This is a genomic window from Variovorax sp. V116, assembly GCF_041154435.1.
GTDB classification, from domain to species: Bacteria; Pseudomonadota; Gammaproteobacteria; order Burkholderiales; family Burkholderiaceae_C; genus Variovorax; species Variovorax paradoxus.
Genome location: NZ_AP028661.1, coordinates 4,662,206 through 4,679,720 on the forward strand (window position 1 = coordinate 4,662,206; position 17,515 = coordinate 4,679,720).

At 60.7% G+C, this 17,515-nt stretch carries 25 protein-coding genes; 4 read left to right on the forward strand and 21 right to left on the reverse strand.

What is annotated here, in order from left to right:
- Nucleotides 1-28 precede the first annotated feature (28 nt).
- Nucleotides 29-310: a hypothetical protein gene (locus ACAM58_RS22350; RefSeq protein WP_015867274.1), complete on the reverse strand. Its 282-nt coding sequence runs from the start codon at nucleotides 308-310 to the stop codon at nucleotides 29-31.
- Between the two features lie 195 nt (nucleotides 311-505).
- The gene (locus tag ACAM58_RS22355) at nucleotides 506-742 is read right to left on the reverse strand and encodes a DUF6429 family protein (RefSeq protein WP_230537982.1); all 237 of its coding nucleotides are present in this window, start codon (nucleotides 740-742) and stop codon (nucleotides 506-508) included.
- A 190-nt stretch (nucleotides 743-932) separates the two neighbouring features.
- On the opposite strand from ACAM58_RS22355, the gene ACAM58_RS22360 reads away from it, so the two are divergent.
- Nucleotides 933-1,484, forward strand: a complete 552-nt coding sequence (locus ACAM58_RS22360) for a hypothetical protein (protein WP_015867276.1) — start codon at nucleotides 933-935, stop codon at nucleotides 1,482-1,484.
- Nucleotides 1,485-1,522: 38 nt separating this feature from the next.
- On the opposite strand, the gene ACAM58_RS22365 is transcribed toward ACAM58_RS22360, so the two are convergent.
- From ACAM58_RS22365 to ACAM58_RS22410, 10 genes are all read right to left on the reverse strand, one after another.
- Nucleotides 1,523-1,972, reverse strand: coding sequence for a hypothetical protein (locus ACAM58_RS22365; protein ID WP_150106811.1), 450 nt, complete (start codon nucleotides 1,970-1,972; stop codon nucleotides 1,523-1,525).
- Between the two features lie 107 nt (nucleotides 1,973-2,079).
- Complete coding sequence (locus ACAM58_RS22370) at nucleotides 2,080-2,415, reverse strand: DUF2489 domain-containing protein (RefSeq protein WP_018907259.1); 336 nt, start codon at nucleotides 2,413-2,415, stop codon at nucleotides 2,080-2,082.
- Nucleotides 2,416-2,510: 95 nt separating this feature from the next.
- Complete coding sequence (locus ACAM58_RS22375) at nucleotides 2,511-2,708, reverse strand: hypothetical protein (RefSeq protein WP_018907260.1); 198 nt, start codon at nucleotides 2,706-2,708, stop codon at nucleotides 2,511-2,513.
- Nucleotides 2,709-2,780: 72 nt separating this feature from the next.
- Entirely contained in the window at nucleotides 2,781-3,353 is a 573-nt protein-coding gene (locus ACAM58_RS22380) for a GNAT family N-acetyltransferase (RefSeq protein WP_015867278.1), read from the reverse strand.
- A 224-nt stretch (nucleotides 3,354-3,577) separates the two neighbouring features.
- Nucleotides 3,578-3,895, reverse strand: coding sequence for a hypothetical protein (locus ACAM58_RS22385; protein ID WP_155247920.1), 318 nt, complete (start codon nucleotides 3,893-3,895; stop codon nucleotides 3,578-3,580).
- A gap of 77 nt (nucleotides 3,896-3,972) precedes the next feature.
- The gene (locus tag ACAM58_RS22390) at nucleotides 3,973-4,422 is read right to left on the reverse strand and encodes a hypothetical protein (RefSeq protein ID WP_155247921.1); all 450 of its coding nucleotides are present in this window, start codon (nucleotides 4,420-4,422) and stop codon (nucleotides 3,973-3,975) included.
- A gap of 204 nt (nucleotides 4,423-4,626) precedes the next feature.
- Nucleotides 4,627-4,935 (reverse strand): hypothetical protein, encoded by a 309-nt coding sequence (locus ACAM58_RS22395; RefSeq protein WP_015867279.1) that lies wholly within the window; start codon nucleotides 4,933-4,935, stop codon nucleotides 4,627-4,629.
- 44 nt (nucleotides 4,936-4,979) lie between these two features.
- Nucleotides 4,980-5,510, reverse strand: coding sequence for a hypothetical protein (locus tag ACAM58_RS22400; protein WP_015867280.1), 531 nt, complete (start codon nucleotides 5,508-5,510; stop codon nucleotides 4,980-4,982).
- A complete protein-coding gene (locus ACAM58_RS22405; protein ID WP_015867281.1) occupies nucleotides 5,507-7,690 on the reverse strand; it encodes a GYF domain-containing protein in 2,184 nt (727 codons plus the stop codon). The genes ACAM58_RS22400 and ACAM58_RS22405 overlap by 4 nt, the downstream gene beginning before the upstream one ends.
- 151 nt (nucleotides 7,691-7,841) lie before the next feature.
- Nucleotides 7,842-8,237 (reverse strand): hypothetical protein, encoded by a 396-nt coding sequence (locus ACAM58_RS22410; RefSeq protein WP_015867282.1) that lies wholly within the window; start codon nucleotides 8,235-8,237, stop codon nucleotides 7,842-7,844.
- Between the two features lie 654 nt (nucleotides 8,238-8,891).
- Here ACAM58_RS22410 and ACAM58_RS22415 point away from each other — a divergent pair.
- Nucleotides 8,892-9,695, forward strand: coding sequence for a type IV toxin-antitoxin system AbiEi family antitoxin (locus tag ACAM58_RS22415; protein ID WP_018907261.1), 804 nt, complete (start codon nucleotides 8,892-8,894; stop codon nucleotides 9,693-9,695).
- A 78-nt stretch (nucleotides 9,696-9,773) separates the two neighbouring features.
- Nucleotides 9,774-10,529, forward strand: coding sequence for a nucleotidyl transferase AbiEii/AbiGii toxin family protein (locus tag ACAM58_RS22420; protein ID WP_015867284.1), 756 nt, complete (start codon nucleotides 9,774-9,776; stop codon nucleotides 10,527-10,529).
- Nucleotides 10,530-10,982: 453 nt separating this feature from the next.
- On the opposite strand, the gene ACAM58_RS22425 is transcribed toward ACAM58_RS22420, so the two are convergent.
- The 3 genes from ACAM58_RS22425 to ACAM58_RS22435 are packed head-to-tail and all read right to left on the reverse strand — an operon-like array spanning nucleotide 10,983 to nucleotide 12,012.
- Complete coding sequence (locus ACAM58_RS22425; RefSeq protein ID WP_150106814.1) at nucleotides 10,983-11,210, reverse strand: hypothetical protein; 228 nt, start codon at nucleotides 11,208-11,210, stop codon at nucleotides 10,983-10,985.
- Between the two features lie 56 nt (nucleotides 11,211-11,266).
- Nucleotides 11,267-11,599, reverse strand: coding sequence for a hypothetical protein (locus ACAM58_RS22430; RefSeq protein WP_369663560.1), 333 nt, complete (start codon nucleotides 11,597-11,599; stop codon nucleotides 11,267-11,269).
- Between the two features lie 44 nt (nucleotides 11,600-11,643).
- The gene (locus ACAM58_RS22435) at nucleotides 11,644-12,012 is read right to left on the reverse strand and encodes a hypothetical protein (RefSeq protein ID WP_369663561.1); all 369 of its coding nucleotides are present in this window, start codon (nucleotides 12,010-12,012) and stop codon (nucleotides 11,644-11,646) included.
- Between the two features lie 58 nt (nucleotides 12,013-12,070).
- On the opposite strand from ACAM58_RS22435, the gene ACAM58_RS22440 reads away from it, so the two are divergent.
- A complete protein-coding gene (locus tag ACAM58_RS22440) occupies nucleotides 12,071-12,478 on the forward strand; it encodes a hypothetical protein (RefSeq protein ID WP_018907265.1) in 408 nt (135 codons plus the stop codon).
- Here ACAM58_RS22440 and ACAM58_RS22445 read toward each other — a convergent pair.
- The 6 genes from ACAM58_RS22445 to ACAM58_RS22470 form a co-directional block, all read right to left on the reverse strand.
- Nucleotides 12,403-12,675 carry an AlpA family transcriptional regulator gene (locus tag ACAM58_RS22445; RefSeq protein WP_015867285.1) on the reverse strand — a complete coding sequence of 91 codons (273 nt, stop codon included), beginning with the start codon at nucleotides 12,673-12,675 and terminating at the stop codon, nucleotides 12,403-12,405. The genes ACAM58_RS22440 and ACAM58_RS22445 overlap by 76 nt on opposite strands.
- A 255-nt stretch (nucleotides 12,676-12,930) precedes the next feature.
- Nucleotides 12,931-13,197, reverse strand: coding sequence for a helix-turn-helix transcriptional regulator (locus ACAM58_RS22450; protein ID WP_369663562.1), 267 nt, complete (start codon nucleotides 13,195-13,197; stop codon nucleotides 12,931-12,933).
- Nucleotides 13,198-13,592: 395 nt separating this feature from the next.
- Nucleotides 13,593-14,036: a hypothetical protein gene (locus tag ACAM58_RS22455; protein ID WP_150106815.1), complete on the reverse strand. Its 444-nt coding sequence runs from the start codon at nucleotides 14,034-14,036 to the stop codon at nucleotides 13,593-13,595.
- 9 nt (nucleotides 14,037-14,045) lie between these two features.
- Nucleotides 14,046-15,794 (reverse strand): ShlB/FhaC/HecB family hemolysin secretion/activation protein, encoded by a 1,749-nt coding sequence (locus tag ACAM58_RS22460; RefSeq protein WP_369663563.1) that lies wholly within the window; start codon nucleotides 15,792-15,794, stop codon nucleotides 14,046-14,048.
- Nucleotides 15,795-15,870: 76 nt separating this feature from the next.
- Nucleotides 15,871-16,479, reverse strand: a complete 609-nt coding sequence (locus ACAM58_RS22465) for a hypothetical protein (RefSeq protein WP_369663564.1) — start codon at nucleotides 16,477-16,479, stop codon at nucleotides 15,871-15,873.
- Between the two features lie 83 nt (nucleotides 16,480-16,562).
- Nucleotides 16,563-17,513, reverse strand: a complete 951-nt coding sequence (locus ACAM58_RS22470; protein WP_015867290.1) for a hypothetical protein — start codon at nucleotides 17,511-17,513, stop codon at nucleotides 16,563-16,565.
- Nucleotides 17,514-17,515: the final 2 nt, after the last annotated feature.

Below are 17,515 nucleotides of genomic sequence, written 5' to 3' on the forward strand. Positions count from 1 at the left end.
AGCTGATTGTGGCCGCAAGCCGTCGATCTCAATGATCTAGCTGGTGACCGGTGAATTTCAAGAAAGCGAAATAGTGATAGAGGCCAACAAACGCACCGACCGCGAGAGCTAGTAGGAAGTAGCCGGCAAGAATCCAGAAAGGGGCCGCAGCGAAGAGCGCTCCGATCTCGCTGAAGTCCATGGCGGAGAACAACACTACGAGCGGGATAATGACGGACATGATCAGCACAGGAATCATATAGAGCCCGGAAAACTGCAGGCCGCGAAATCTTACTGAGGACTTCTCATCCCACAGGTTTGGCTGAATCATCAGTGGGATAGAGAAGAAGTGATACGGCTTTCCGGGTATATGAGTTGGTGGAGGGTTCATCTTGAACGAGAAAAAGCGAGGCGGTCGACAAAGGTGTGCTCCAGGCCAATCGTCACTACACGAGCCGCTGAGTACCAGAGACAGGCGATTCGGCGTCCCTCACGAATGACTGATGTTGGCCGGATTCTGCCGCAGCTACTGGCGCACTGGCGCCGCCCCGTTGGTTCCGAAGCATTTGGCCGCGAGCTCCTTGGCACGACGCATCCCTTCGTCCGTCAGGTAGACCGACTCCTGCCTGCCGTGGGCCTCCGTGATGAGCCCTTTTTCGTGGAGCCCGTCCATGGTTGCGAAGTCATATCGCTTCCATACGCGTCCGTTGTCGAACTCAAAGACGCCGAGCAACGCCAGAACCGCCTCTTCGACCTTGACCATGTCATACCCCATAGCATCGCCCCTTTCCGTTCGACGATGGACCGTTTGCACGGCACCGCCTCTGATTAGCCTCGGCCGCCGCAAGGCGGCAGTTCGACCTTACGATGGTACTTTGGCAATTTGGCATTCGCCAGCAACATGGTCTCACCCGCCAGGCGTCGTACAGGCTTCAATTCCGACACGCACAGAGATGAAAGCAAGCAAGACCAAGAGATCCACGTCCTGGAGCGACGTCAAGGCCAGACTGATCCACTTCGACCACGATGGACTGGTCGGCCTGGTGCATGACCTGTACACGGCCGACAAGAGCATCCAGATTTTCCTTCACGCCCGTTTCGGGCTGGGCGAAGATATCCTGGAGCCGTACAAGATCACCATCAGCCGCTGCCTTTGGCCCGACATGTTCCGGAACCAGACCGTGTCCGTCGCCGAGGCCAAGAAGGCCATCGCGAATTACAGGAAGGCAATTGGCCAACCGGAGGGCCTCGCAGAGTTGATGGTCTTCTACTGCGAGCGCGGATCAGGCTTCAGCGTTGAAGTTGGCCTGCAGGACGAAGACTTTTTCAACGCGTTGGTGCGAATGTTCGAGCAGGCGTTGAAGGCCATTTCGAAACTGCCGGATGAGCAGCGACCCTTGCTCATGGAACGACTGGAAGCCGTATGTCGCATCAGTCAGAACATCGGCTACGGCGTCGAGGATGCCATGAAGGACCTGCTTGTCGAATACGACATCTACGATTGACGACGATGTTCAGGGTTTGCTCATGGCCGGATCCGCCACTAGCGAGCGGGCGGCGTTGTCGCAACGGGCTTGCCGGTCAACTCTTCGATCTTTGATCTCGCCTGCCGTTCGATCGCTGCATTTTCCTCTGCCGACAGCTGCACTGATCGAGATGGGAGTTCGGTGGGCGGCCTTGAGCCCTGAGCGTTGATGGCAATCACTGCTACGACTGCGAGACCAGCGACAGCGGTCGCGACCCATCCAGGAACGCGGTGAGCACCGCGCCATTTTTCAGGATTAGCTTTTGCAAGATCATGCGCCCATACCCACGCGCTTCCGGAAATCAGCAGGCTCAGAAAACATAGAGGAATGCCGATCCAGATGACGCCGACGGCGGCCCACGGTGTCAGCACACCGCTGATCGCCAGGAGGCCAAGCCAAAGCACAGTCGGGGCTACACCCAAAAGAATCAGTATGTTGGCAACATTGCGTTTGCTGCCGGAGCTCATTTGATTCACCGAAGTCGTAGGGCTTGAATGTCCGCCATCCGCTGATCTTCGCTTGCGGGAACAATGACTGGCTCTGGTCGCATTCTGCCCACCGGCTGGCTCCACGCTCATGAGGAAAACCGGCCGACGAGGCGCGCACATGCAGCGCGAACCTGCTTCCGGTGAAGAGCCTCGAGCTCGCGCGCCTCGCGGTCGCACTGTTCTAGCCAGGCCGGCGCACATTGACTGCGGAGCTCGTGCGGCGGAAGGTGGTCCGCTTCACTCGCAACGGCGACGAACAACGTGAAGTCCGGGTCATGGTCAAGCCGTGACACTTCAAAGCTCAGCGCTGCCAATTGCCTGACGCCCTCAATAAAGGGTACCGTGTCATCCGCGAGGCCCCGAGCGGCGTCCACGACCGCTCTGCGCGCCGCCCCGAGTTGGCCGTCGTCAGCCGTGTTCACGTCACTCCTCTGTACATGTTCACTGTCCTTCGGCGCCACCCCTCGAAGGCCCGCAATTGGCCGATGACAGCTGTTGCATCCACGATTGCGCAGCCTTACCAGAATCGACCGACAAAGCTAACGGTCTTCTCAAACAGGCTATTCGGCAGCATGGCGCTCACAGCGATGCAAGCACCACCGATGAGCCCAAACAAGAAACCAACCCGATCACCGCTGGCCCACAGCAGGTAGCCGATCCCCGCGATGGCTGCACCAAAGGCGAGGACGGAGAGTCGCCCTTTCCAATTAGCCATGAAACTCCAATCTTTTGTGGGTTGAGGGCAATGAACGACTGAATGCCAATGCCCCGACGCAAGAGATTGTTTTCATGTCGGTATAGGACCACCGGTTTGGCTCAGAGATTGGGCACTAGACTCGGGAACAAGCGAGAAAACGTAGGCGTCGGTGAATTTCCCATGCACCTTTAAACGATTGCGAGCCAGGCATTCGCGCAAGGCCCCGGACTTGGCCGCCAACGCAAGGCTGGGGGCGTTGTCTGCCGCGACGACGATTTCAACTCGACCAAGCTGAAGCTCTGAAAAAGCCACGCGAGATAGGGTCTGAATGGCTGCGGAGGCGGCACCCCGGCGATGCCAGGACTCACGAACCCAGTAGCCGAGATTGCAGAACCCATTGAGGGCATTGAATTGGTTCAAGCCACACCCACCCACAAAGCATCTTGACTGGGCATCGAAGATCCCGAATTCGTGACTCGCTCCGTTTGCGCGTTCCTGCGCGCAATGTGAAAACCAAGACAGTGCATCGGAATCGGTGTAGCCGGCATGTGCCCAAGACATCCACTTGCCCACCGTAGCACCCGACTCGCGAACGGCCTCAGCAAAGGAAACGGCGTCGCTCTCGACGAAGGGACGAAGAACGAAGTGACTCGCAGCTTGCATGAGTGTTGATGTATGGGCGCCTCACGGATTCTCGCCGCACGGCGTACAGCAAGGTTCGGGGACCGGAAGACTGTACAAGTTCACATTACCAAATAGAAGCCGAACCGGCAATGCGACCGGCCGCTCTTGGCCGGCGACGGAAGTCTAGGTGCGCTTCCAAAGCTCACGACGTTGCCACGTCGGAACGGCCACAGTTCAAATGGCGATGACGTCACGTCGACTGCTCAGCAGGCAAGACGGCCGAATATCACCGTGTCGCTCGGAAACAGCGGAAACGACATATCTTGTTTGATGCATATTTCTTCTCCATCACGGGTGACATGAATGTCCACAAGCACAAAAGTTGGGTCGTCACGCGACAGGTGGTACCGAAAATATTTCGGCGGGTCGTGCGGCACAATGTAGGCGCCGGTCCTTGCTTCAATCTGCTCAAGCATTTCAGCGATATTGGTGCACGGCAACATCAATCCAGGCTGTGCGACGAACGTATTCAAAGATTGGTCGAAGGCCAACACTTGGCCGCGAGGATGTACTTCAGGCATTTGAGTGGCTTGGCTTGGCAGTGGCAATCTCGAATTCTGCCTGTCTAGCGAAGGGCTTCTCTTGGCCGACTGCGGCACTACTCGTGTGTGCGTACATGCGACGTCCCAACATAGATAGCCACTGAAACTACCGCTGCCACGATGGCCCCGATCAACCATCGGCCGCGACGTCGCTCGATCTCCTCGACATATGCCTGATACGACAGAACAGGTCCAGCAGCGCTCTCCAACGTGACGACCTCACCCAGATGCAGCCCTATCCGCACTCTGGGACCTGCGGCTTCAACAGCGCCCGCTTGCTCTTGTGTGACGCTGAGAATCGATGCAAAGGGAAGATATAGCACGGGCCGGAGTCTCAGCAGGAGTTCGTCACGATCAATGTCGTTTGCGATTCCAATGCCCAGACCGGCGTCGAACTTCGTCGTTCCATGATTGATACCAGACCTGCTGATTGCTTTTCCAATCGGGCCGACGTACTTCAGCGTTACGTCACGCGCCGTGAGAGTCTTCTCGGCGGCAGCCCTCATTTCTGCTCGGTGCATCAGCATCAAGCCAGCAACGACTAGCAGTCCGATACTGCAAGATGCGCGGTACTCCCGCAACCATCGCGAGACCCGCACTGCACTCGCCGCTAGCTCCATCACTTCCCCAATGTCAACTCTGATGGCCGAATTCTGCCTGCCGCTCCGAATGTCCGGTTCTGGGCGACACCTTAGCAATCACGGACCGGGTTAGGTGCCATCTCCCGTCCCGACCGCCGCCGTTCCGGGCGGTTCGAACTGATGATGGGCTTTGACCTGGTCGTAGCAGTGCGAGCACAGGACAGTGTGTTGAGTAAAGGCCCGGAAGCGCTCGCTCCTGTCCTCTTCCTGCAGATAGACCAGCTCGCAGGCGTAGCACCAGCCTTGCTTGTCATCAGGGTCATCACTGTTCTCAATGAAGCCTAACGGAACGCCGTGATTCTGGATCAGATGCCCGCACACCGAAGCAAGTGCCGCTTGCCCGTGATGCGGGCAGTTGATATCTATCTTATCGGTCATGGTGTCGAAGGGATGTACCCGGCTTCTAAAGATTGCAGCCGAACCTAGCTCACCTCACTGCGAAGCTCGTGTTCAGGCGCCTGCGGTTCGTCCAGCAGGCGTTTTGCCACCACCTGAGCCTTCAGGACAAGAAAGAGCCCAAGGGCCAGTTGGGCGAAGCCGATGAATCCGTCGATGTGCCGGCCTGCGTCCATGGTCGAGACCGGCTGGCCGCTGCCAATCCACAGCGCGCACACCGAGAGATAGCCCATGACGGGGGCGAGCGCCTTGAATGCAATGACGAGCAGGCCCAGGACCACGCATGCCACGACCAACGCCTGCTGAGCCGGAACGCGCAGGACGTCGTCGTATTTCGTCCTGGGGACAAGCTTGTGCGCAATGACCATGGGGAAGAACCAGCACAGCAGGCCCGCCAACAAATAAAAGCCGCCCATGAGGTAAGGCACCCAGACGGCACTGGGGTCGCTGCTGCCAGCCTTCAAGGCGCCGCCGATGGCAACAGCCTGGAATGCCGTGATGAGCAGCCAGATGGCAAAAAGGCGCGAAGCGGTACCGACGATTTGCTGAGGGGTCATGGGGTTTGCGCTTGCGCGCTCGGCTGAGAAGATGTTGTTTTTTGGCTGCTTGCGGGTTGCGGCGGCACCGTGCCGCGCTGGGCCAGCAGCAGGAAGTCGACGCCCTGGGCGCGTACGGACTGCATGTCGAACTTGGTGAGGCTGGCTTGGCCCAGGAGCGACACGCAATCGGCGCAGACGACGGCTGGTACGTTCTTCAGCTCGAAGGGTCCCACCTTCATGGAGTCGACCACCACCCCCTTGGCTGCGACCTTGCGACCGTCGGCCACGGTCATCAGAACTTTGGGGTCGACCACCCGATACACCGCCTTGGAGTCGCGCAGCATCGCTTCGCTCAGGCTGGTGAGACTTGCGCCGGTATCGACCATGAAGGGCTTCGGCTTGCCCGAACCGAGCGTCACGGGTGCGAAGAAGTGACCCGCATACATGGGAAGGCGCAGCGCCATGCGTTCCTCGTTCTTCTCCGGCTCGGCCTTGTCGATGGCCGTCTCAATCGAAATCCGTTGCGCCGCGAAGTAAGGCCGCATGCCTTTGGCCTCCAGCTGGCTGTCGTACGCCTGCAGCAGCGACAGCGCTTCGTAGGGTCGATGGGTCTTGAGCAGCAGGCTGGCCAGCCGACCCCTGACATCCACGAGGCTTGGCGCCACGGACAGCGCCTTGTACGACCATTCGATGGCGTCGCCGGTGTGGCCAAGCTTCTCGTGGCTGTCCGCGTAATAGGCAAAGAGGTCATACGCTCCCGCTCCGAGGTCCATCGACTTTTTCAGGTGAACGATGGCTTCTTCATGCTTGTCGCGTTGGTTTAGCACGAACCCGAGGCGGGCGATGCCGAGGGAATCCTCCGGCCGAAGGCGCACGTATTCGCGCCAGCTCGATTCCTGGCACCGCAAGTCGCGCAACTGCGCGCACTTGTTGGCCTGCGACCTGAAGTCTTCTGCGCTCAGGTTGTCCTTGTTGAACCAGCGCTCCACGTAGCCACGGTTCGAGAGCGAACTCGCGCCCGAGGTCGCGAGCAGCACCGCGCAGCACCCGACAAAGACCTGCAGGTTTTTCCGTTGGCTCGGGTAAGCGGTCCAGAGCGAGAAGATGGCGACCACCACCACTGGAATCAGCAGCGCGCCGACTCCAACCCCCAGTGCGTAGCCGAGGGAGGCTCGCTCGGGCAGGTGGAAGGCCAGGCTGAACCACACCAGTACTGCGGAGAGCACGACCGCGGAGGTCCACAGAGGTGCGCCGGCGGTGCGCTCGCGCAGCCTGTCAAGTCTGACGAAGTCCGGCTCGACATCGGATGGCGCCGCTCTCTCGCCGACCAGTTCCGGAATCTGCTGCAGAGGCTTCCAGGTCAGGCGCCCTTCGCACCAGACGAGCGTGTTCGAGCTGATGGTGCCCGCCTGCACGAGCTGCTCGAGTTGCGCAGCCGACACGGGCCCGCTTCTGTGCTCGCCTTCCGCATACCACCAGACCTGCTCTCCCTCGTCCTCGGCGGGGGAGCTGGTGAGGTCCGCCGCAGGCGCCAGTGGCACCGGAACGTCTGTAAACACTGGCTCCCGGCGCTGCTCCAGCCCCTTCAAATTCCTTACACGCGGGCGTCCAGGCTCAAAGGGGGCGGAACCGGCGCTCTTCTCGGCGCCAAAGTACGTGTTCTTCACCCGCTCGGAGTTCGTGAAATACAGGAACCAGAGGAAGCTGGAGATGAAGCCGCGCACGGTGCGTCCGGCATCTTCGCCAGCTGCATTGACGTCCAGGAACGCCCAGGCCGCACCCACGTCGCCGAGATACATGACGAATGGACTGAGGGCCAGAAAGAGCTTGGCATGCGCCACGCTCTCCGGCTCGTACCTCGTGCGAAGCCGATTGGCCATCCAGACTTGCCAAACGATGACGCCCAGCAGCAGGCACCAGCAGAAGGCCTTGTAAGGCACGTAGCCCGCAAGTTCCAGGACCGCGGGGGTGCGCAGCTCGACGTCTGCGAAGGTCTTCAGCTGCGTCCCGATGCCTACCAGGGGTGTGAGGACGAACGCCGTGACAAGAAAGAAGCCGAGCCAGCCTTTGGTTCCGTACAGCGTCTCTCCTTGAACCTCCCTCTGGCGTGCCGACCGGCGGGTGAGCCATACGCAGCCCGCAACGAGCGCGATGAACAGCAACAACGGCACCATCGAGCCAACCTGCTCCATGTTCATTTCTGTTCCTCGGTCTTTGAGTTCTTTTGGGGGGCTCGGCCTGTCGACGGCAATGTGCGCGCGAGCGCGGATACGGGCACTCGGGCACCCGCCAGCCCGCGAAGCGCAAGCTCTCGCTTGAAGCCAGAAAACGAGTTCTTGCTTGCCGCCATCATTCCGCCGGCGCGAAAGTGGTGTGTTCGGAAGCGGGCGCACCCGCCGTCTCGCGCCTCTTGGATGCCGTCAGGGCAAGAAGATTGAGCAGGCAAGGCATTGCCAGCAGGGCAACGAAGACCGCGATGAAGAAGCCTTCTCGGAGCGGGAGCGACCACAGGATGAAGGTAATTCCTGCGGACAAGCCGGCCATCCACAGGCCGTTGAGAAGGAGTGCCACCACGACGGCAAGGCGGGAGGAGTCCTGTCGAAAGGCAATCAGTGCCGCGCCAAGCGGCAGCAAGTGAATCACCATGACCAGCGGTGAGGCCCGCGGATAGCGAGCCATCGCAAGTGCGCCAATCCCGAAGATGGCAACACCAACCCAATCGAGTACCTTCGCCCAGGTTCGCATCCGGATTCCCTCCAACGGGCGCGCGACCTGATTAGCCGGTACCGCCCTAACCCTCGACTACCCGAGGCGTCTCCCCGGAGGAGTACCGCCGCTTATGTTTTTTTGCACCCGCTCGTTGGCCGTTTTCTATGGTGCTGGCGAGATGTTACCCGCAGTAACCCGAGCACACAACGCTCAGGAAGGCCTGAGCTTTCCGCCGGGCGCGAGTATTGGGGCGATGGAACGTAAGTCCGCTCGTGGCCGAGGTCGTGTGGAAACAGCTTCGGTGACCGCGAAGCTGTGATCGGCGTCACGCACTCGTCCAGTGGCCTCGCCGCAGAAACGGGTGACCTGGCATGCTCCTGAGTCGCCGAAAGCGTTGCAATGGCGATTGAAGAGCCTCACTCCCCCAATAGGCCTTGTCGCCTTCATCGTTTGGTTCATACCCAGGATCGCGATCATGCGCTTCAGGTTGTAAGCCAGCACGTGCAAGCTCATTTCCGTGTTCACGCGTGCGGTGACCGAAAGGTGCCCGACGTCCGGGCGCAAGAACGTTTGCGTAAATATACAAAAAACGATAATTTTCGCAAACGCTTTTGAACTCAGAGGCCTTCCATTTTGGCCCCCACGCCTCCCACACAAGCTTTCCCCGTTGGGCAGGAAAGAAGCGCAGAGTTGCTGCGCAATCTTCAGTCGCAGGCTCGGTACCTGTTCCGCGAAGACGAGTTCGCCCGCCACACGGGCCGCGAACCGGGCGGCCCCGCGTCCCAGATGGCGCTGCAGCGCCTTTCCAGGGCGGGACGCATCGTATTGGCCCAGAAGAACGCGGCCCGCTGGCTCATCGTACCTCCGGAGCAAGCGCACTATGGCGCCCCACCAGTCGACTGGTGGCTGGATGACCTCATGCGCGACCAGGAACCAGCGTACTACCTGGCCCTTCTGAGCGCCGCACGCTTTTGGGGTTCGTCCCATTACGCCTATCAAGCCACTCAAGTCATGGTGAGCCGGCCTCGGCGGCCGCTTGCAGTGGGCAAGCTGCGTGTGGAATTCGTTGTCAAGAAGGCCTTGGGCGACACCCCCGTGGTTCACGAGCGGACCAAGATGGCGCGCATGCGCATCAGCACTCGTGAAGCCACCGTGCTTGACCTCATTCGACACCAAAACACCGTGGGCGGACTGGAGGCCGTCGCTCGGATTGCCCACGACCTCCTACCGAAGATGACGTCGGTCGGCGTGCGCGACGCTGTAAGGGCCCTGAACCAAGTGCCGGCCGTCCAGCGCTTCGGGTTCGTGCTCGACCAGCTCGGAGGGGGGCGCTTGGCAGATACGGTCGCCAGCTGGCTGCATCAGCAACGGCGCAGTGTGCAGCCGCTGGTCACGCCCCGAGATGACCAAGCCACCATGCACCTGGTCGACGGCAAATGGGCCATCGAGTACACGTCGAACCAGCACGAACTACTGAAGGAGATGCGAGGATGATCAGCGTGCAGGAACTAGCGCAGTGGCGGCCAGTGGCTCCGTGGAGCGGTTGAACAGGACTACCTCATCAGCCAGGCCGTGGCCGCCATCTTCGAGGACAAGTTCTTGACGGGCCAAGTCGCAATGCGCGGAGGCACGGTGCTTCACAAGGCGCACCTCGCACCGGCGAGCAGGTATTCGGAAGACATCGACTTGGTGCTGGTGGGCGACCGTCCGCCCGGCCACATCAAGAAGGCACTCACACGAGTACTGAAGCCGCTTCTTGGTAATCCGGTCGAGTCGGTGATGACGGACATTCAGTTGACTGTTCGCAACCTGGTGGCCAAGTCAAAAATCATCCGCAGCACATACACCTACGACCCCACGAGTTCTGACGCGGCGCTCGCCCACCTCAAAGTCGAGGTCAACACCAACGAGAACAAGAGCTTCTTCCCTCTCGTGACCGTCAAAGTCCAGGTTCCCGGGCCCGGCGCGGCACGGCACATTGCCGTGGCGTCATACGACCTCGACGAGATGCTCGGCACAAAGCTGCGCGCGCTGCTCCAGCGCGAACACGGTCGAGACCTGTTCGACATCGTCTGGGCGTGGGAGACATCGCAACAGCCCCATGCGGTCTCCAAGGTGAACCCGGGTCGAGTCGGCGAAGCCTTCCGCTTCTATATGAGGCAGGAGGGCAGCACGTTCAGCGCTGCCAACATCGAAGCAGAGCTGGTGCGCCGAATGAAGTCGCGCAAGTTCTTGAGCGACATGGACGGCTACTTGGCACATGACAGGACATATTCGCCACAGACCGCGTATGAGCAGTTCTGCCAGGTGTTCTTGCCGCACCTCTGACCCGCGCTGCGCGACTGGATGTGGTGCTCAAACCCCTGTGCAAGCATTTTGCGCATCAGAGCGTTCTGAAGCGTCGCCCCTCGAAGCACAGGAAATCGTCGTTCAACTACGTGGAAACCGTGACGGGCTCGGCCGACAACTTGAACCTCGAGCCGCAAGCCGGTCCCATCTGACCTGTCCCAGAACAGTCACATGCGAAAGCACGAACTGGCTCGGCACATGCCATCGCCAAGGCGTCTCCGGGGAAAAGTGCTCGTACTCAGCTCGGCGAAGCAAAACGGCATATAGGGCCACAGACCGTCGGTTGCCTCGGTTGCCATTGCATCCAGGTAGTCGACCTTCGTCCCGCCGATGGCCACAAAGCCGCTGGCCTCAAGGCCTTTGATGACATCCCCATCACACCTTCTGCCAAGCCACCTGGAAACATCCCTTCGATGGTTGACTCCAGGGCCTTCAGGACCGCGGGCCGCCCAATCTGGTCTTTCGGACGTCGGCGGCACCGGCGAGCGTGCAGGCGCCGTTCTTGTAGACGAGGGCCGCGGTTGGCCGCGCCGGATCGTTCGCGAATACGCGGCCACGCCCGATACCGGCGATGACGGAATTGGGGATGTTGGGACCGTACGGAAGATCGTCGAATAAGGAAGCGACGCGATGGAACTCCGAAGGTCTCAGTTCAAGCATTGGTGCGATTTGAGTTGGTCAGTTGAAGGGTTGCTTCTGGCCAATTCTGCTTTCGCCTACCCATGTCCCAAGTCGTCGAGCCGGCGAAATTCCTCGGCCTCTTCTTCGGACGCCTGGAAAATGTTTCGCAAGATCTGCGGAGCGATTGGCCGACCAGCCTCACTGACAAGAGGCCGATGCCCGGCACGCTCCAGAGCCGAAAGCAGCGCAAGCGCTTTTGCAAAGACGTCTTCTGTACGATGGAAGAAGAGCTCCTGGTCGAACACGGGCTTCCCGGCGGAAAGGCGGTCCCGCACGTCGAGAACTCCGAGGTTTGTAATGCGCCGAACTTCGCTCACCAGCGAGGCGGACGGGTCGCATGGCGCCGTTGAAACGATCACGCGGCTCATCTTTGTGTAAGCGTCAGCTCACGGCCCTCTTGACCGCGGCCGAATCATAAGATGTCGAAGACCTGGCGCAGCATGTGGAACGGCACTCGCCATGAATGCCCGTTGCCCGTGTCGACGGTGGCGGTGCGCTGGTTGATGCGCACGATGACGCCTACCTGCGGCTGGAGGTAGCTGTCGTCGAACGAGACCTTCTCGCCGCAGCGGAAGTCGCCCCGTGAAGGCATGCTCCGCGGTGGTGCTGCGCGCGCAGAAGCCGTTGCGGGCGGGCTTGCAGGATCCGGTGGTTCGACGGCGGCATAGGGCAGCTTCCACTCGCGTCGCGTGCCTTCCTCGTGCAAAGTCACCTGCGTGTCCCTCATGGCGACCACCTTGCCATGGCGCATCTGGCCGTCGCGCCAGTCGAGAAAGCGCACCGTCTGGGCCGATCGCGGCCATCCTAGCTGCCCAGGGCCACCCGACAGCCAAGGGTGGTTGACTCAGTCGTCGAGCGGGATCGAGCGCGGCTCGTGCGTCCTCGGAAAGTTGCGCGGCAAGCATGTCGACGGCGTCAATCACCTCGTCGCGCTCCAGCGTGTAGAGAAATTCGTGCTTGCGGTTGAGCGCGCCGACAACCTCGAGAAATTCCGAGACCGCCCGGGCGACCGCTTCGGTATAGGCCGCGTCTTCCGCGCCCGCCACATTGTTGGCCTCGCGCACCTGCCGCAGCGCATCCAGGAAGGCCGCGCGCGTCTTCTTGACTATGGCGGCAGGGATGCCTTCCCGGCCGTCCCAATGGCGAAGCGGATTCTCGAGATTCTCCTGCATCAGGTAGCGGGCTCGGCTAGATCAACCAGTCCGCGAGAGTTCGAATATCCCTCCGGATCATCAATCCATTGCTGAAGCGCCCCACGCGGCCATCCACAGGCGTGTCCGCCCAAATGCACTTGAGGCGGAAACTTGCATCCGGCAGTCCTGCGATACAAGGTGGCGCGGCTCAGTGCGGTGATCCGTATCACGTCGGCCATGCGAAAAAATGCGGGGCCTGTCGCGCTCGACAGATCAACATGGCGGTGATTGGCATGGGATTCCAATTGCATGACAACTCCTTGAAATTGGGTCGAGCCTTGGCGGCGTGCTTGCGGACATTGAATTTCTGACTTGAAGACTCTGGACAAAGCAGAGCAGCGCTGCCGTTCGGACTCGCCCCGGCAATCGCAGCCCAATCCGGCGGTTCTTAAAAATTGTTATCCGCATGGAGTTGCGCCGAGCGTGCGACAAAGCTCGACTTCGGACAACTGACAAATCTGCTAGGGAAGTCCGGTCCGCGAAGGACGCGGAGAGTCTCGCTTCGTTCAGTTCATTCGACTCGGATGCGTGATGGGCGAATTCGAATAGCCGTCCGGATCATCGATCCAGCGCTGAAGCGCTGCACGCGGCCATCCAGAGGCGCGGCCTCCCAGGTGCACGGGAGGCGGGAACTTGCCTTCGGCAATTCTTCGGTATACGGTGGCGCGACTCAGTGCAGTGATGCGAATCACGTCAGCCATGCGAAAGAATGCAGGCATACCGACGGTCTGCGGACCGGGTTCGCGGCGGTTTACGTGGGCGTCGAGTTCCATGACAGATCCTTTTGGGTGCCGTGCTTTCAGGCCGTGCATCGTTGGATGTGAAGTCCCCGGCTTGAAGAGCTCGAATAGGAGCAGAACCAGTGCCAGGCAAGAGTGACTGCGCCCTGAACAGCTGTCGGACCCAGGGGCGGCCTGCTCCCACAAAAAGTTCTCCGCCTGGATCTGCGTCTAGGGTGCGACGAAGTATGTCATTCGACAACTATCACTTTTGACAGTGCATATGAAAATTGCGGGATGGCCTGGTGGAGAGACCGCCGCAACGGTCGGATATCGATCCTTCGTCGATCACCATCGTCCTTCCTGCTTTCTACGGTGCCCATGCACCTCAAGGGCGCTGAGGAATGTGGACTGCTGCAAAATTCATGCGGATAACGGTGCGCCCAAGGTCATGCATGGCGCGACTCCAGCCACTGCTTCATTTGTTCGAGTTGCTTGTCACGCTCGGAGATCGCCAGGTCCAACGCGCGGGCACCATAGCGCCCGACGCTGAACGACTTGCTGACGTTCCGATCACCAATGCGCGTCTGTGCTCGCCAGATCGACGGTTTGCCATCGGGGGTACAACGGATGCAAGTCACGCCAGCGATGCCACTGGGCGAATCGACGCGCGGCTTGGCTGCCTGTACATGGCGAGGCGTGAGCGGCTTCTCGGCTTCGATCTCATCGCGCCATTGTTTGGCGACTTTCAACGAAGCACGAACTCCACCGTGCGTACTGAGCAAGAACACGCGGCGATGGCGCTGGCCTTGCCGGATAAGTGTGACTTCCCAGCGGTCTTCCATGCGCCAGATGCCTCGCATCGAGAACGAATTCGGTGTGCCCTTGGGCATGATCGCTAATCAGAAACTCGCATTCAGGTTGAAGCCGAAGGTGGTCTTGGCCGTGCGATACCCCTCGGGCTTGCGGATCGGCGCCCCCATGTAGAAGTCATAGCTGAGCTTGCTCCACTGCCCCCGCACCCCGAGGACCGCGCCCGCGAGGCTGCGGCCCAGCAGGTCCGCGGTGGAACGCCCGCCGACATGCCCGTAGTCGGCACCGACATACAGCTCCGCCCCGCTCTGCCCCATGGCCCAGCCGATGTCGTTGCGGATCAGCCAGCCGCGCTCGCCCATCAGGCTCGTCTCGCCGTCGAAGCCGCGCACTGTGTAGCGCCCGCCGATGGCGAAGCGGTCCTGCGGCGTGAGCGGCGTGCGGTTCCACTGCGCGCGCACCAGGCCCGAGTAGCGCAGCTTCTCTTCGCCCAGCTTGAACGGCGCGTTCAGGCTCACCTCCGCCGTGTACAGCCGCATGCGCGAGCTGCCCTCGCCGAATGCTTCTTCCGGCGCCGCGATCGACCCGAAGCCGCCCGTGCCGTGCTTGTAGGCGAGCGTGCCCTCCAGGGTGGCCTCGCCGATGAACTCCTTGTGGTTCAGCCCGAGCTCCCAGCCACCCACCACCCGGTGCTGCACCTCGACCTCGGTGTCGTCCACGAAGTTGCGCGATTCGCGCCGGAAGCCCTTCAGCGCCAGCGTGGTCTTGCGGCTCTGGTCGCGGTACAGCAGGCGCGAGAGCTTGACCTCGGCGTTGTTGGTCTTGCCCGCGTAGACATAGTCCTGGTTCAACCCGGCCACGCGCTGGTGGTACTGGCTGTTGGAGGCCGTGAGGCCCAGCATCCAGTAGCCGTAGGGCAGCGAGTAGTGCACCGTCTGGCCTTCGGTGCCCTTGGCCGGATCGCTGAAGACGTGGCCGTTGATGTTGTGGTTGGCGCTGACATAGAACAGGTCGTTCAGGCCGAACGGGTTGTCCAGCGACAGCGTGGCGCCGGCCTGGTAGCGGCCGGTGGCCTCGGTGCCGCTGTCGTCCAGGCTCAGGGTGAGGCGCCACTTCTTGGCCTGCACGTACTTGACCACCAGGTCGCTGTCGCCCGGCCTGGCACCGGGTGCGGTCGAGGGCTCGATCTGGATGTCGGCCTCGGCCGTGGGCGCGCGCTTGAGGTTCTCCAGGCCCTGCTCGATGTCGCGCAGGTTCAGCAGGTCGCCCGGACGGGCGGGAATGGCCGAAGCCAGCAACGCGGAACTGCCCAGCAGCGTGGAGGAAGAATCAGGCGTGGTCCGGATGGCCGCGATGCGCCCGGGGACCAGCGACAGGGTCAAGGTGCCGGTGGAGAGGTCCTGCGGCGCGGCCAGCACGCGGGTGGTGACGAAGCCGCGCGCAATCGCCGCCTGCTGGGCGCGGGCGAGCACCACGTTTACGCCGGCGGTGCCCAGGCAGCGGCCAAGAGGTGAATCGTTGCCTTCAGGACCTGACAAATCGGAAACAGCCCACTGGAAGGCCTCGGCCTGCTCGCCCACCAGCAGCACGCGGTCGATGCGGAAGCACGGTGCTTCGGAGGCCGCGATGCGCTGAGTGGGTGCGGGCGGTGCGGCCTGCAGCCGCAGGTCGACCGTGCGCTCGTTCTGCTCGCGCAGGGCGCGCTCGCGTTCCTGCTGGCGTTGCTGTTCGACGAAGGGTTGGGGAGTGCTCGCCAGTTGGGCTGACGCGAGCGACGGCAGGCCGAGGATGGCCGTGGTCAACAGCGCACGCGCACGCGGTCTATTTTGGGTGTTCATTTGGAATGTGCTCTTACGCGGCGCGCAAAGGGGCAACGGCCATGCGGTCATGCCGTCAGGTTGCTTGTGGTGCGGGTTATCTGGGCGGACGCGCGCAGCTCGGCGCATCCTTCGTTTCGACCGGCGCGCCGTCCATCGAAGTCACCGAAAGTGAACATGCCATTGGCCCGGCCTTGAAAAGGTGCACTCGGTATCTCGCGCCGGGCTTCGGGGTCAAGATCTTTGCCGCCCAGGGACAACTCGTCGCCGGCATGACGGTCTTTCTCTGGCTCAGATAGTCATAGCCAGCTGAGGAATAGCGCGTCCACTGACCCGCGATCAGAATCGGCTTATCGGCAGGGGCCGCGATCTTCCAAGGGCCCGGCGCGTCCGCTCTGCGTAGGTAGGAGTCCATCTGCTGCAGGTACGCCACCCGTTTGGTGTCGAGGCAGTCGTCGCCGTCCTGCACGGCTTCTGTCTTGGCTTTGAACTGCGAGTTGGTTCCGAATTCGGACTCGAAGAAGAACTCCGAATCGCCTGCTTGGGCCGCATAGTTGTATTCGGGCTTGGGATAGCCAGCGCCGTCGTATGCGCAACCGGCCAGCCAGAACGCAACCAGCAATGCAAGACTTGGCGCGGAGAACTTATTTTTTAGCATCTGGAGAATCAATAGGATTGGCGAGAATGCAGCTTCGAACGCCGTCATTCAATTTTCATCGCGGACATTAAGCGCGTAGAAGAGCGAGAGTGCCGCGCAAGAATCAGACAACGCGTGCGAACACATGCCCGCTAGGAAGTGGAAAGTTGTCGATACAAGCCTCGCACCGTTAGGCCTTCATCACTCTCGAGTCGATGGTACAGACCAGAAAGCAGCTCGTCTGGTACCGCAGGTCCGATTGGCCACAAGCGCGACCAAGGGAATTTCATGAGTGGGTGATTGACCTGTGGATTCACAAGGCCTGCTTGCTCTCGCAACCGAAACAACATCAGCACCTCAACGGGAAAATGGCTGAAGCTATTTGAAAAATCGGCAAACTCTTGAACGCCAGTCAAACGAGTATGTTGATTGCACAGTTGCACGAGCCATTTTCCGAGGGTCTCGGAGTCCTGAGTGTCCCAGTTCTGCAGTATTTCCTCTGCTACTGCATAGCGCGGATAGTTCGTACCCGGATAGTCGATGCGCCGCACATCGCACCACAAACGCAAGATCCATTGCAACAGTCCGCGCGAATCGGCGTCACGCAAGTAGCCGCGCCTCATCACATCTACGGCCAAAGAAGCCCAGCGCTCCAGAACGACCAAATCACCCACCGCGGCGGCAAGACCCAACCAACCGGCGAATCCAACCGACATGCCGCAAAGCTTCCGTCCAAAGCGCGCGGGGAACTCGGATTCAACCAATACGGTCTGCAAGAACGAAAGCTCTCGATAGAGAACTCCGAGCGCAAATTGATCACGTGCCGTATCAGCAGGCGCCAGTCGGCACCCATGCATTACCTTTGCTATCGACGTCGTTTCGAGCGCCCCACTTAGAAACGCGGATCGCGAGGGATGACTCACCACTTCCTCATGACCCGTCAATATGGATGTGTGAACAATTCGTCCCGTGCTCGCGTAGTCGCCAAGAGTTTGAAGGTCAGATGATTCAAACGACTGCAGCCACTCTTCATTCATCCGAAGGTGTTTTTTCAACGAAGGCCAGGAATCGAGTGTCTTTACGAGCGGTGGGTCGATGTGCAAGA